Genomic DNA, 14790 nt, shown 5'->3' on the forward strand with positions numbered 1-14790 from the left:
GCGATGTTTTTTGTGAACATCATCTTAAATGAAGGTGTTATTTTCTTCTCTATATATTCATGGTCCATAGTCGCGTTACTTTCTCTATATATAAGCGTAAAAGCATTTAATACGAGTTCAAGTAATTCTGACGACGAGTTAAATAACTATTTCTCTTTAACGTTAATGACAATTTCTCTCGTCTCTATTGGATTTATAGCATATTTAGCAATATTTAAGCCGTTCTACCTATAAAGTAGAACGGCTTATTTTTATGCTTCAATATATTCAATTTCGTCGTCTAAGTTTAATCTTGCGCGGTTTTCTTTATAAAACGTGACGTAACTTCCGTAAATGAGATAAGTACCAAGCAAGCCGATAACGATCGAAACGATGATGATAATCGGTACTACAAAGAACATCACAGCATCACTGTTTGTAGCAACTCCAATTGCGACACCACTAATAATTAATACCGCAATAACAATCGTGAGTAACACGCCGATTAAGAAAACTGAAAGAATCAGTTTTAAAAACTGCTTAAAGTTTTTAAACACGACGTTAGTACCAGTCGCAACTTTATCTCCAAGCGTTGACAACGGTGCTTCTAAATGTCTAAACCACATGCTGAGTGTTATACCTTCAATGAGAAATGACACAAGCATCGAGATAATTGCTCCGATGATAGCGAAAACGATGATTGCTGGTGTAAAGTTTATTGAATAATCTCCACTAGTTAAAGTGTTCGGATCGACCATTAAATTTAGTGGCACACCAACAAAACTAAGTGCAAAGTTCGTTGCGAAAGCAATGATAGAAATGATGATGACAAGTCCTAATGACTTTAAGTAACGTTCTTTTTTAAAGGCGAATAATCCATGATTAAATTTTGATTCTTTTTCTTCATATGCTAAGAAGAAGTAATTGTAATATCCGTATCCTAATAGTAATAAGACAAATATTACTAATGCAAATAAATATAGTACTGCTAATATGATTCCTATAATACCGAGTGCTCCTGGTCCACTTTGTGCACTTGTCCAGCTAAATATTGTACCCCCGATTACAGCGAATCCTAATCCAATTCCAATTATTGAAACGATACTTGAGAAAATGACGTAAAGTACGATGTTTAACACGACTTTAAGGTGTTCGCCGCGTAAATGATTCCAGTATAAACGTTGATATTCAAACATAATTGACCTCCTTTAATGTTGCTTTTATACATTATACCCTTATTTTCTAATTTTATTTAAAAACATTTTAGATTTTTGATACAGTGGTACGGCTGTATTGAGCAAATGATACAGCGGACGGTTTAGAACGTAATCAAATTCACCGATCTTATTAGATACTTCTGTCCCCCACTGACTTTTAAATTGCCATAGTCCAAAATACTCTGAGTCTTCTGGTGGGGAAACACTCGTCCCACCGAAGTCATAACTTTTTGCGCCGTGTTCTCTTGCATATTGCATCACCTGAAACTGCATATGATGGTTCGGTAAAAAGTCACGGTAATCGTTAGATGACGCGCCGTATAAGTAATATGATTTTTCACCACATTGCGCGTATAACGCACCAGATAATACTTCTGTCGATTTAATCTCTTTTATTTCTTCAAGTTGCGTATTTAATTTGCTTAAACGGTTGTTTAGATTATCTAACTGGTTTTGTTTTTTCGTCTCGTCGGCGATTTTATCCGCTTTTTTAATATCTTTATTAACGTTTAAAATGTCTTTTTCAATATTTTCTTTTACGTTTTTAGGATTAAGCTCGACTAAAAACAGTTCCATATGCCCGTTATCGTGGAGTGCATCGTACATCGATTCAAAATACGTAATGTCGCGTGTTAAAAAGCCGTCTCGTTCGCCGGTGATTTTCATCAGTTCGTGAAACGTTTTTAAATCTTCACGAGATGCACGTTTTACAACTGTCCCCATGCGTAACGCACGTCGGACTTTCGTGCGGTTATTTCTATCAAAACTTTGAAGGAGTGCTTTATCGTCGACTGAAACGTCTGTCACCATCGTTTGACGTGGTTGAATCGCGTCTTTACTCATACCATCTAAAAATCCGTGGTGTCTAAACCCGAGGGATTTTAAGAGTTCTAATGTATTTTTATCATCTTCAGGAATGTCTGGATCGATTTTAATGACGTAACTATTTTCTTTTAATGCGACGTCTATCGTTTCCGATAATAACGTCTTTACAGCCGCTTCATCGGTATAATCGACGACAAATCCCCTCGATATATAGCAGAGCGTAAACTTTGTTTTTGGAATTTTTTTAAACTGTAACGTCGCTGCTCCTACAATTTTTTCATCATTCCCAATAGCGATACGCTTATAGTACCAACCTGTTAACTTTTTAGATTCCGCCCAATCGGTTAACTGAAGTAAGTCGCCATTTTTATGTGTCTCAATAAACGTGTTATAGTCGTTTTCGTTCACATTTAACTTTTTATACATAATATGTGCTCCAATCATTCGTTTAAAAATTTTGCTATAATTTCTAAAGAAGGTGATGAAATTATGAAACAATTACTACTTTTAATTTTTATATTATTTAATGCATGGAGTGCATTCGATATATACGCAAACTACTCAGCTGATGAACTCATCGACTGGTTAAGTATCCGTATTATTTTACTCGTCGTTTCCGGTGCGTTAAGTGTTATTTATATACTCCTCGGCAGTAAAAAGCTGACGAATATACTTGCTGTTATTAACATTGTACTCGCACTGACTCACTTTTATCGAATTCTTTTAATTTACTTTACTTAAATAGTGTCTGAATTGTTTTTTATCGACATATAGTAACTGATAAATAGCCCAAGTATAAACGCTATAATTGAAATAACCCACTCAGTTGGACGACTCGGGAGACCATTAAATATCGGGAAGACCGAACCAGCTAACAATCCGATAATGAGTGCGTACATTAAATACGGATAGACGCGTAGTAAATAATGTAGCACTCGGCTCGTTAGTAATACTCCTGCGATAATACCGAGCCCAACAGCCACTAATACAGGCGTTACTGTAAAGTTAAATGATAAAAATTCAGATATCGAATACATGAGTATCGGATACGCACCGAGCATAAGTAGTATCACTGACCCAGATAACCCGGGTAATATTAAAGCACTCGCTCCTAAAAATCCACATATAAACAGCCAAATTAACATCGTCGTGCTCATTTCAACTGACGTTACATGTGACTTTTCTAATATAAAATAATCCATTAAAAATAGTAATACTGTCACTACTACGATAATAGAATAATGTACTGTTTTAAACTCCACTTTATAATTACCTAATTTAAACATCATTGGTATGACACCAATTACTAGTCCTAAAAAGAAAAAGTGGGTAATTATAGGGTGCGTATTTAACATGTAGTTAATCAGTGACGACATCGTCACAATCGCAATTCCCATCCCAATGAAAAGTGGGATTAAAAACATTAACGATTTCTTATATCGTTTTGTAAATAATTCGTTTATTGCTATGAGTGTCTGGTCATATATTCCGAGTAATAACATCAACGTACCACTACTAATACCAGGCAACATTTCAGTAATACCCATAAAGAACCCTCGAATAACGTTACTCCATCTCATAATTTAACCTCTTGCTTTTTATTGATAATATATTTTACCATATGTTCATAAAATTTTATTATTTTGCAATGAAAAATGGTATTATAATACTTATATACATAATTTAAAGACTTTAAATCTTAATGACTTATCGGAGGATTAATTATGGATACTACTCCAATGCAAATTATCTTCTCGTTCCTCGGGGGACTCGGGATATTTCTATATGGGATAAAATCAATGGGAGACGGTTTACAAGCAGCCGCTGGTGACCGTTTACGTGAAATATTAAACCGTATGACCGCAACACCAATACGCGGAATTTTAGCAGGGATGATCGTTACGATACTCATTCAGAGTAGTTCGGGTACAACCGTCATTACAATCGGTCTCGTATCTGCTGGTTTTATGACTTTACGACAAGCAATCGGTGTAATTATGGGGGCTAACATCGGTACGACAGTTACAGCATTTATTATCGGTTTAGATATTGGTGAGTATGCACTCCCAGTACTTGCTGTCGGAAGCTTTTTACTATTTTTCTTTAACAAAACATCAATTAATAACCTAGGACGTATATTATTTGGTTTCGGTGCGTTATTCTTTGGTCTTGAGCTAATGGGTGACGGGGTAAAACCTCTCGCAGACTTAGAAGCGTTCCGTAACTTAATGCTAGAAATGAGTGATAACAGCTTTTTAGGTCTTGGAGTTGGGGTTATATTAACAGTCATCGTACAAAGTTCGAGTGCGACGATCGCGATTTTACAGAACTTTTATTTAAATGATCTTATTGACTTAAAAGCAGCTCTGCCCATATTACTTGGAGACAACATTGGTACAACAATTACAGCTGTACTAGCAGCACTTGTTGGTTCACTTGCAGCTAAGCGTGCTGCTGCCGTGCACGTAATCTTTAACGTTCTCGGTGCGATTATCTTTATGATATTAATGCCTTTATTTGTCATATATGTAGATTTCTTACAGTCTGCATTAAACTTAAATAAACCAATGACAATCGCATTTGCACACGGTTCATACAACACAATCAACACGTTAATCCAGTTACCATTCATCGGTGTTCTTGCATGGATTGTGACTAAAATTGTACCTGGTAAAGATCTCGTAGAAGATTATAAACCTAACTTCTTAGACCCAATTTTACTTAGACAGTCACCTCAACTTGCAACACAAAGTGCACAAAGTGAAGTGAAAAACTTAGGGTTAATCATTTCGGATACGTTTAAAGATTTATTTAAATACGTTGAAAATCCGACCGATAAAAGACATCGAAAAATCATCGAAAAAGTTCAACTCGTAGATAACGTACAAGATAGTATTAGAAAATACTTGATGGACATACTCGAACTTCAAAACCAGCGAAATATCGATAGTGAAAATATCGCTGCACTACTTGAAGTCACACGTATTTATACGAATACAGCTAAATTCATCGAAGACTTTGCAAACGAATATAAGATGAAAGAAGAAGATCGTGTCAAAATCTCAGACGCTGCATTTGAAGGTCTTGAGACAATGATGAAACACGTCAAACGTTCACTTGATATGACAGTAGATTCTATTGATATTTACAATCCTTCAGGACTGGAAAGAATCATTCAACTTAGTAATCAGTCGAATAAAATCGAACATAAATTACGTCAAGACCACGTGTCTCGCCTTAACGATGGTACGTGCTCACCTGAATCTGGTGCTGTCTATTCTGAACTGATCGCATTACTGGAGCGTATCGGTTATAACTCTAGAAACATCTCAGAAACAATCCTTTACTCAACAAGACATGAGTTACCAGAAGAATTTACAATTTATGACTAATTAAAATCCGAAGTACAGATCGTACTTCGGATTATTTTTTATCGTATATCTTTTAAAACTTTTCCTTCTTTCGCAACGACAAGTATGTTGTCATTGTCTTTTAGACTTCCGATATTTTCTAATGGGTTCTCTTTTAATAGAACGAAGTCTGCTAAAAATCCAGGGGCAATTTGTCCGATGTTCTCAAGTTCTAAGCATTCTGCAGCTGTCTTTGTCGATGTGATGATTGCTTCCATCGGCGTCATCCCATACTCGACCATGAGCTCTAATTCTCTTAAGTTCGTACCATGTTTAAATACCCCTGCATCAGTACCCATTGCGATTTTTACACCACTTTTATGCGCCTTCTTAAAACTCTCTACATGTGCTTCTAGCACTTCTTTTGATTTCTTTAATCCAACTTCGCTCACACCAAGTTCTTCTGCAAATTCAATCACAGACACTGGTGCGAGCAATGTCGGTACTAAAAATGTCTCTTGCTCTTTCATCTGATCAATAATTTTATCTGTTAAGTAAATCCCGTGCTCAATTGAGTGGATACCCGCATCTAGACATTGCTGAATTCCTTCTTCTCCTTGAGCATGTGCCATAACTTTAACACCGTTTCTATAGCGTGCTTCTTCGACGATGACATCGAGTTCTTCTTGTGAATATTGAGTAAATTTTGGATGATCCGTCGGTGTAGAAACACCACCTGTTGCCATTACTTTAATAACGTCTGCACCTGCACGTAGTATTTCACGTGTTTTTTTACGTACTTCTTCAACACCGTCTGCAATATTCGACGGTAGTCCTGGATGCGGTGTAATAAGTGGTACATCGATACCAGAATAGTTTGTTGAATCACCGTGACCACCAGTAATAGATAATGCAGATACCGAGATTACCATTCTTGGCCCGACGACGAGTTCATCTTCAACCGCTTTTTTAAACCCTAAATCTGCACCATACGCGTCACGTACTGTTGTAATCCCTGCGTTAATTGTATTTCTTGCGTATTCAATCGATTTAAAAAAGTTATAAGAAAATGGTTGTGCAAGCTTTTCAGCGAGTGGCTGAAACTCTGTCGCGAGATGGACGTGTGAATCGATAAAGCCTGGTACTAAATATCTTCCTTCACCATCTAGCACTTCAACAGAATCATCGACTGATTTTGGATTCACTTCTACAAACTTACCATCTTCAACTAGGACACTTGTATTTTCTAATACGTCTTCGTCCGAACCATTGATAAGATTTACATTTTTAACTAATAATTTACTCATTATAATCCCCCTAAATTAATCCCATCACAAAGCTTGCGATTACTGCTGATGCGATAGTTACTGTCACAAATCCACCGATTAGCATCGGCGATACGAGTTCATCGAATAATACTTCTTCGTCTTGGTCGTTACTCGCTTCACTTCTCGATACTTCTTCACAGAGAATGTAGTCGGCCGGAAAACCAAGTAATGCAGTTAAAGCTACTGGTATTCCTTTCGTATGATGCCATCCGACGAGCTTTGAACCGATGAATCCACCGAGTAAGAGGCCGATGACACCGACTGCTAAAATAACAACGACTGCCGGGAAGTGATTGACGACGTCTTTTGGTGTAATGCCACCCATCGTATTAATAATGACGATCATTAACGCTGCCATTAAAAATGAGAATGAGTTCGCTTTTTCTAAGGCTGCTTTAGGTAAAATACGAAGGTTTACTAAAATAATACCGAATAGTAACGAATATAACGTATAGTGAATCGGAGTATATTTAGCTAACACTATTGCTACTGCACCAAAGCCAAAAATAATCGTTAGTAAAACTAGGTTGTTTTTTAAAATATTAAATCGTGCATGCTCGTAACGTTCTTTGTTCTCTATATCTTGCTGTTTATCCGCGTCAGTTTTATGTTTTAAGAAGTAACGACTGTACTTTCTCATAAAATAAGTCGTGATCGGCATACCAACTGGTGTTTGAAATGCGGCAATCATGACAGGAACGACGATTAAGCTCGTTAACCCTAACTCTTGTAGACGTTCAGTCGTAATAAGTAGTGCAATCACCCCTCCAGAAATTGGACCGATACCACTCGCTGCTACTGAGAAATCAAATATTAACGTACCTAGTGATAGTACAAGTGCTACAGCACCTACTAATCCAAATAATGCAATGACGACAGCACACCATTGTTTCTTTAAAATATCATAACTCATTAGTGTTCCCATATGGACGATCAGTGCCGGTATTAATACCATCGCAAGTGAAGGTACTAACGTTTGCTCTGTCATATTTTCTGGGAACAATCCTGACCATATGAGTAGTAAATATAAAATCATCGCTGTCATCAGCATTGGCACTCTCGCATGTGTCACAATCGAAATCAATTCGCCAATGGTGAGAATTAAAAGAATTAAAAATGTTGCTACTATTGGATCAAAAGTCATTTTACTCACCTCAAAAAAAATTAATGATTTGATTATGGCCCATCCAAACTTAAAAGTAAATGAATTTTCTGAATATTCTATATATAAAAATATACCTGAGGTGTAAAACCTCAGGTATTTGTTAATTAGTTCGGATTATCTTCTAAATCCGGTACTGGTTTTTCTAAATATTGTCTGTCTTTGTTTGCGTTGAAGAAATCTGCTTTTTCAACTTTTACGTTTGCGTTATAATCTGGCATTTCTACGAAGCTCTCGTATACACCGATTTGCGCTAAGAAGTTTCCTTCTGGGAATAACGTACCGACGTTACCTTCACGGATATCTGCGTATCTCGCATGACCTTGGAATACTCCGTTTTTGTTGTAAAGTACAATTGCTTCTCCGTCTTCAATCGCTTGACGCTTAGCATCTTTCGGGTTGATTAGTACATCGTGACGACCCATGTGGTTAAAGTTATCTAAGTCTCCGTAGACCATCGAGTTAAACTGTGAACCACGGCGCATTAACAGTTTATATTCTCCTGCTTTGTCATTACTCTTTGGAATTTCCATCGTAATTAAGTTCGCGCGGCCGTCTGGTGTTGGACATACGCCACCTTCACATAACCAAGCTCCACCATATTGGTAAACGTCTCCTGCTTTAGTTAAGTACTGTACTCCGTCATATGCAGGGTTACCTTTTGCGATTTCGTTACGAATCTCTTGTCCTGATTTAAAGTCGATTAAATGACTATCCTCAGGTTTGACACGTTTAGCGAGATCGACATAGATCTGCCACTCACTACGTGCTTCTTCGATTCTATTACGGTTTCCTTCAATTTCAGGCGAGAAGTAAACCATACGCTCTGTAGATGTCGATAAACCACCGCCATCTTGCTCGTAACGAGTTTTCGCTGGTAATACGATGACAGCTTCTTTTGCATCGACAAGTGTAGACGTATTTAAAATAATATCTTGGTGCACACGAATATCTAAGTTAGCTAAAGCTTGTTCTACAAAGTCAGGATTTGGCATCGTTTCTAAGAAGTTACCACCTGACATATAGTATAGTTTTAGTTTTCTTTCATTGTCTTCGTCTAACATTGCGTTTTCAATCGTTACACCGACTGTATCTCCTGGCCAGTTTGGTAAGTCAAAGCCCCATAACTTCTCGATTCTTTCGACGTTTGCATCGTCAAATCCTCCACCAGGAAGTGAGAATGGATCTGCACCCATTTCTCCTGAACCTTGAACACTTGAGTGTCCACGTAGTGGCATTAATCCGCAATGTTTTTTACCTAACCATCCACGTAATAACGCGATGTTCGCAACTTGTGAGATGTTATCTGTTGCGTGTGAGTGCATCGTTAAACCGAGCGCCCATACCATAACACCTGTTTTTGCGTGCGCAAGTGTTTCAGAAAGCTCGATAATGTCACTCTTAGAAATACCTGAAGACTTAACAATTTCATCCCAGTCTTGAGATTTCACGTTTTCTACTAAGTCTTCGTAGTTGTTTACATGATCTTTAATAAATTCATGGTTAATTGCTGCACCTTCACGTGCTTCTTCCATATCAAACCAATGCTTCATGATACCGTGCATTAACGCAATATCTCCACCGATATTTACTTCGTAGAACTCATCTGCAATTTTAGTTCCGAATAATGCAGATTCTGTTACTGATGGTACCCAATAATTTTCAAGTGCTGGTTCACGGTACGGGTTAATGACGATAATTTTCGTACCACGTTTTTTAGCTTCCATCATGTATTTCGTTGATACTGGTGATGCGTTAGATGCAACAGATCCCCAGAATACGAGTACGTCTGTACCTAACCAGTCTTGGTAGTTACAAGTTGACGCACCTACACCAATTGAGCGCATTAATGCTGATTTAGATGGTGAGTGACAAATACGTGATGCGTTATCGATATGGTTCGTTCCTAAGTAACGTGCTATTTTAGCTGCCACATAGTATGATTCGTTCGTAATTCCACGGCTCGTTAAGTAAAATGCGTATTGTTTTGGATCTAATTCACGCATTTTATTTGAAATTTGCTCCATCGCTTCATACCATGAAATACGTGTAAAACGACGCTCACCTTTACGACGGATCATTGGATAAGGAATTCTTCCTTTTTCACGCAACTCACGACTTGAGTATTTGCGTAATTCGTCGATATCTTGGTGTAAAAACTCTGGGTCAATTGGTGGTGCTGTGTTTAAACGTAGTACGTTAAAACGTGTCGTACACATATGTGGACCGTTTAACGTTTGGTCTTGAAGACCAGACACACCTAATGCACACCCGTCACAAACACCTTTTAAAATGATGTTTTTGGCGTAGTTTAAGTTATCTCTATTTTTCCATACGATTTTGGCTGTATCTCTCATATGATGTGGTTTAACTTTCGTTAATCCAAATGGAATTGGACTCACCCATAATTTGGGGTCCCAGCGTTTTGTCTTATTAATAGGACCTGGATGCAATGTTTTGCCCATTATAATTCCCCCTCAAAATATTTCTACCCTATATTATACACAATATAGGGTAGCAATGATGAATGATTTAATTCGTTTAAACCGATTCGCTCGTTTGATTATTTAACTCTGATTCTCTTTTAATTTTAGCAATATCTGAGCGGATGAGAATCGAAATGATTAACGCAACGACAAACATTGCCACGAAAATGTATAGTGTCAAATCGTAACTTTGTGTTGCTTCATAAATTTTTGCTACGATAAATGGTCCAACTAAACCTGCAAGTGCCCAAGCTGTTAAAATGTAACCGTGGATTGCACCGAGTTGTTTAGTACCGAATAAGTCAGCAATATACGCTGGAATTGCTGAGAATCCTCCACCGTAACAAGAAATCATGATGAATAACATGATCATGAATAGTACGCCGTTTGTAGTAAACGGTAGTAATGCAAATACGACGATTTGAATGATAAAGTATACAGTGTACACATTCGGGCGACCGATATAGTCTGAGATACTTGCCCAAAATAAGCGTCCCACACCGTTAAATACTCCCATAATTCCAACCATAAGTGCCGCACTCTTTACAGATAATCCTGCAACTTCTTGTCCCATTGGACTAGCTACTGCTAAAATAGCAATCCCACACGTAATATTAATAAATAACATTAGCCATAAGAAATAGAATCTACGCGTTTTAATTGCTTCGTTCGCAACAAGTTGCACGTAGTCTTTCTTTTGCACTGGTTGTTCTTCTAATGGAATTCCTGATGGATGGTAACCTTCAGGTGGTCTTTCAATATATAGACTCGCTGAAAGCATAATTACAAAGTATGTCGCACCCATTATGTAAAACGTGTTCGCGATTCCAACTGAATCGATTAAGTAACCCATTACCGGACTTGCGATCATCGCTGCAAATCCGAATCCCATAATTGCAAGACCCGTCGCCATTCCGCGGCGGTCTGGGAACCATTTAACTAACGTTGAAACTGGTGTGATGTACCCAATACCGAGTCCAATACCACCGAGAACACCGTACCCGAGGTAAAGTAACCAAAGACTTTCAATCTGTACGGCAAATCCAGAAACGATTAAACCAGATGCAAAGAACACAGTTGAAATTAGACCTTATGCTCTTGGTCCTCTCGCTTCGACAAAGTGACCCATAAACGCTGCAGATGTACCTAAGAAAAATATCGCAATACTAAAAATTAACGATACTTCACTCAACGTCCAACCAATTTTGTCTTGTAATGGTTGAGTAAATACACTCCATGCATAAACAGATCCGATAGAAATATGTAATGCTACACCGGCCAGTGCTATGAGCCAGCGATTTTTTGTTGTTGACATTGTGTTTCCCCCTTACTTCCTTTTCACAAAGTTGTCAATCAAGTATAATTATGATTATAAAACTCTAAGTAAGGGTTTACAATATATTTTTTAGGGGATAATTAAATTGGATATCATTTCAAATGAAACGATTATAAAATATAAAAATAATGCATTCGAAACGTTAACTGACAAAGTTGCTACAGAATTTCCACTTACTATTTACATCAATGACACGGAGTTTGCTACACTCGTTTGTACTCCAGACCATCTCGAAGAATTAGTCATCGGTTTTTTAGCTTCTGAAGGAGTAATTCGTTCATTTAGCGATATTAAAACGATGAACATCGATGACCGTTGTGGTTTTTGTCACATTGAAACAACTCGAGAAATTCCGATTGATGTGTTCAGCTTTACAAAACGCGTCCTCGGGTCATGTTGTGGTAAAAGTCGACAGTTTTATTTCCAAAGTGATATGGAGATGTCAAAAGTATCGATGTCTAAAACGAAAGTGACACCAGAGCAGATTGTTGACCTTATGGAGACGATGCAAAATACGTCTGACGTCTTCAAAGAAACTGGCGGTATTCATAACGCGAGTATTGCTTCACCTGACGGAATCATCGTACAACGTGGAGATATCGGTCGACATAACGCACTCGATAAACTATATGGCTACTGTTTAAAAAACGGTATCACTGTCCATGATAAAGTTATTATCTTTAGTGGAAGAATGTCTTCTGAAGTGTTAACGAAAGTGTCTAAAATCGGGGTCGGTATCGTATTGTCTAAATCCGCTCCAACAGATTTAGCACTTCGCCTGGCTGAAGATTTAAATATAACGGCTGTCGGTTTCATTAGACGTGGTGGATTCAATATTTATAGCCATCCAAATCGAGTCATCGGAGCAAAAGAGGAGTAACGCATAGCGTTACTCCTCTTTATATATGTCTTTCTCTATAAAATCTGGCTTTAATTGTACTGCTTCGTAATGTGATTCTAACACTCTAGCAATAGAATCTGGCCATCTAATATCAGTCGCATATAAATGTGTTCCTGGTGAATTTGGATTCCATCTCATATCGTAGAGCGTTACTTGATTATTATCAAAATAATGTTCTTTAATAAATTTCGCGCCACCGAGAATCGCATTTTCTTTTGAATCCCAATTTGCTTTTTTGGCATAACTGCTTCCTGTTTTTATCGCTCCGATATCAAATGCTCCGATTCCAAAGTAATTATAGTACGTCGTTCCATCAACTTTAATTCCTTTTGCGAGCTCTGATTTTCCGTTACCAGTTTCTATTTTTGCATGCGCAATTAAATATAATGCGTTCACGTTATATTCTTTTTCTGCCTGAACAAAAAATTCACCAGTATCTTTTAAAACACCTGAGTTTTTTAACAATTCATTGGCGTTTTCAACGGAAATTTTTGACTGATTATCTAATTGTACAAACTGAAATACACCTTGGTGTTTAGGATCCATCGCATTTTTAATATCTTCATCTGTAGCAGGTACAAGGTATCCCGAATCAAATTTTAAATCTTCTGTTCCGTTATTTAATTGTAGTTGTAACGCTTCTTCAAATGTATACAAAGGCTCGTCCTCCGATTCCACTAAGTAACTCATCGAAACGATAAATGCGATTATAAATGTCACGATGACGATTAACATCATGATGACCATCGCGTGGCTTTGAATTGATTTTTTCATAACTCTCCTTTAATTAAAACATGACTATAGCACTAATAGGCTTATAATGTCTTGCCTTCCATCTGGAGCAATAATTGTATCGTTGACATTAAATCACTAAATTCATCAGGTGTTAACGATTGTTGACCATCACTCCATGCTTTTTCAGGATTTTGGTGCACTTCGATTTGAAGTCCGTTTGCTCCTGCCATTACCGCTGCCTTTGCCATCGACGGAATGACGTAACGAACTCCTGCTGCATGAGATGGATCGACGACGATTGGTAAGTGTGATTCTTTTTGTACAACAGGTACTGCTTGAATATCAAGCGTATTACGCGTTGCAACTTCGAACGTACGAATACCACGCTCACAGAAAATAACGTTTTTATTGCCTCCTGCTAATATATATTCCGCACTCATTAACCACTCTTCAATTTTCGCTGACATGCCGCGTTTTAAAAGAATCGGTTTATCTGTTTGTCCGATTGCTTTTAACAGATCAAAGTTCTGCATATTACGTGCACCGATTTGAATGACGTCAACCATGTCAACAAATGTATCTAAATGTTCTGTTCCCATAAGCTCTGAAACGATTGGAAGTCCAGTTTCTTTTTTAGCTTCATTTAAGATTTTTAAACCTTCTACGCCAAGGCCTTGGAAACTATAAGGTGATGTTCTCGGTTTAAATGCTCCACCTCTTAACGCGTTCGCACCAGATGCCTTTAGCTGTTTCGCAAGTTCGATTGTATCGGTCTCGTTCTCAACAGAACAAGGGCCCGCGCACATTAAAAAGTGTGGCCCACCAATTTTAACACCATCAATATCAATAATACTGTCTTTTTCATGGAATTGACGGTTGGCTTTTTTATAAGGTGCGGTAATACGATATACACCTTCTACGATGTGATATTTTTTCAGCGTGTTCACATCTACCTTTGATACGTCTCCAGTTAAGCCTAAAATAATTCTATTTGAACCGTTGGAACGATGTGCATTTAAGCCCATCGACTCAACGAACTGTGTAATTTCATCGATTTGGTTTTCACATGCGTTTTGTGAAATGTGAATAATCACAAACAATCCTCCTATCTAACTGCAAAAAAACTGCCACTGTAAGTGGCAGTCATAATATTACGTCCACACGATAATCTCTTAAGTATTGTAACACGTTTCATGTGAAACAAATAATACTTAACCTCCGAATAATCGTGCGAGAAACCCTTTTTTCTTTTTTTCTGGAGTAAATGTCACTTGAGAGGATTCTTCATTCTCTTCTTTGTTCGTCTCTTTTGGTTGATAATCATTCATATCGTAACTATCTCGATTATCTTCGCTTTCAGTTTTTGGTTCTTCTTGAATTTCTTCTTTTATCTCTTCAGACTCATCTTTAACTTTTTCAGTTTCTTCTACTTCTGATGGCTCATCTTTTGTTTCTTCTTTAGAAATCGATG

General features: G+C 37.5%; 13 protein-coding genes and 1 pseudogene. 4 read left to right on the plus strand and 10 right to left on the minus strand.

Features of this window, described 5'->3' with window-relative positions:
* On the plus strand, positions 1-234 hold a 234-nt coding region (locus tag TJ68_RS08555; RefSeq protein WP_040929598.1), incomplete at its 5' end, for a hypothetical protein.
* A 17-nt stretch (positions 235-251) separates the two neighbouring features.
* Here the strand turns inward: TJ68_RS08555 and TJ68_RS07855 are convergent.
* Entirely contained in the window at positions 252-1175 is a 924-nt protein-coding gene (locus TJ68_RS07855) for a hypothetical protein (RefSeq protein WP_040929599.1), read from the minus strand.
* Between the two features lie 39 nt (positions 1176-1214).
* Positions 1215-2447: a lipid II:glycine glycyltransferase FemX gene (locus TJ68_RS07860; RefSeq protein WP_040929600.1), complete on the minus strand. Its 1233-nt coding sequence runs from the start codon at positions 2445-2447 to the stop codon at positions 1215-1217.
* A gap of 63 nt (positions 2448-2510) precedes the next feature.
* Here TJ68_RS07860 and TJ68_RS07865 point away from each other — a divergent pair, with 63 nt between their 5' ends.
* Positions 2511-2762 carry a hypothetical protein gene (locus tag TJ68_RS07865; RefSeq protein WP_040929601.1) on the plus strand — a complete coding sequence of 84 codons (252 nt, stop codon included), beginning with the start codon at positions 2511-2513 and terminating at the stop codon, positions 2760-2762.
* Here TJ68_RS07865 and TJ68_RS07870 read toward each other — a convergent pair.
* Complete coding sequence (locus TJ68_RS07870) at positions 2759-3601, minus strand: DUF368 domain-containing protein (RefSeq protein ID WP_040929602.1); 843 nt, start codon at positions 3599-3601, stop codon at positions 2759-2761. The genes TJ68_RS07865 and TJ68_RS07870 overlap by 4 nt on opposite strands.
* 144 nt (positions 3602-3745) lie before the next feature.
* Between TJ68_RS07870 and TJ68_RS07875 the strand changes: the two genes are divergently transcribed.
* The gene (locus TJ68_RS07875; RefSeq protein ID WP_040929603.1) at positions 3746-5413 is read left to right on the plus strand and encodes a Na/Pi cotransporter family protein; all 1668 of its coding nucleotides are present in this window, start codon (positions 3746-3748) and stop codon (positions 5411-5413) included.
* Positions 5414-5451: 38 nt separating this feature from the next.
* On the opposite strand, the gene TJ68_RS07880 is transcribed toward TJ68_RS07875, so the two are convergent.
* The 4 genes and pseudogenes from TJ68_RS07880 to TJ68_RS07895 form a co-directional block, all read right to left on the minus strand.
* Positions 5452-6678 carry a metal-dependent hydrolase family protein gene (locus TJ68_RS07880; protein ID WP_040929604.1) on the minus strand — a complete coding sequence of 409 codons (1227 nt, stop codon included), beginning with the start codon at positions 6676-6678 and terminating at the stop codon, positions 5452-5454.
* 10 nt (positions 6679-6688) lie between these two features.
* Positions 6689-7843 (minus strand): hypothetical protein, encoded by a 1155-nt coding sequence (locus TJ68_RS07885; RefSeq protein WP_040929605.1) that lies wholly within the window; start codon positions 7841-7843, stop codon positions 6689-6691.
* 125 nt (positions 7844-7968) lie between these two features.
* A complete protein-coding gene (locus TJ68_RS07890; protein WP_040929606.1) occupies positions 7969-10326 on the minus strand; it encodes an FdhF/YdeP family oxidoreductase in 2358 nt (785 codons plus the stop codon).
* Between the two features lie 76 nt (positions 10327-10402).
* A pseudogene (locus TJ68_RS07895) lies at positions 10403-11662 on the minus strand (L-lactate MFS transporter).
* Between the two features lie 106 nt (positions 11663-11768).
* On the opposite strand from TJ68_RS07895, the gene fdhD reads away from it, so the two are divergent.
* Positions 11769-12563, plus strand: a complete 795-nt coding sequence (gene fdhD / locus TJ68_RS07900; protein WP_081643701.1) for a formate dehydrogenase accessory sulfurtransferase FdhD — start codon at positions 11769-11771, stop codon at positions 12561-12563.
* Between the two features lie 9 nt (positions 12564-12572).
* Here the strand turns inward: fdhD and TJ68_RS07905 are convergent, their stop codons facing one another.
* The 3 genes from TJ68_RS07905 to TJ68_RS08560 all read right to left on the minus strand — a co-directional run.
* Positions 12573-13358, minus strand: coding sequence for an N-acetylglucosaminidase (locus TJ68_RS07905; protein WP_040929608.1), 786 nt, complete (start codon positions 13356-13358; stop codon positions 12573-12575).
* Between the two features lie 41 nt (positions 13359-13399).
* Positions 13400-14413, minus strand: a complete 1014-nt coding sequence (gene aroF, locus TJ68_RS07910) for a 3-deoxy-7-phosphoheptulonate synthase (RefSeq protein WP_040929609.1) — start codon at positions 14411-14413, stop codon at positions 13400-13402.
* 117 nt (positions 14414-14530) lie between these two features.
* Positions 14531-14790 (minus strand): hypothetical protein (locus TJ68_RS08560; RefSeq protein WP_040929610.1); only part of this gene is annotated, 260 nt, incomplete at its 5' end.

This window comes from Nosocomiicoccus massiliensis, assembly GCF_000438455.1.
Classification (GTDB): domain Bacteria; phylum Bacillota; class Bacilli; order Staphylococcales; family Salinicoccaceae; genus Nosocomiicoccus; species Nosocomiicoccus massiliensis.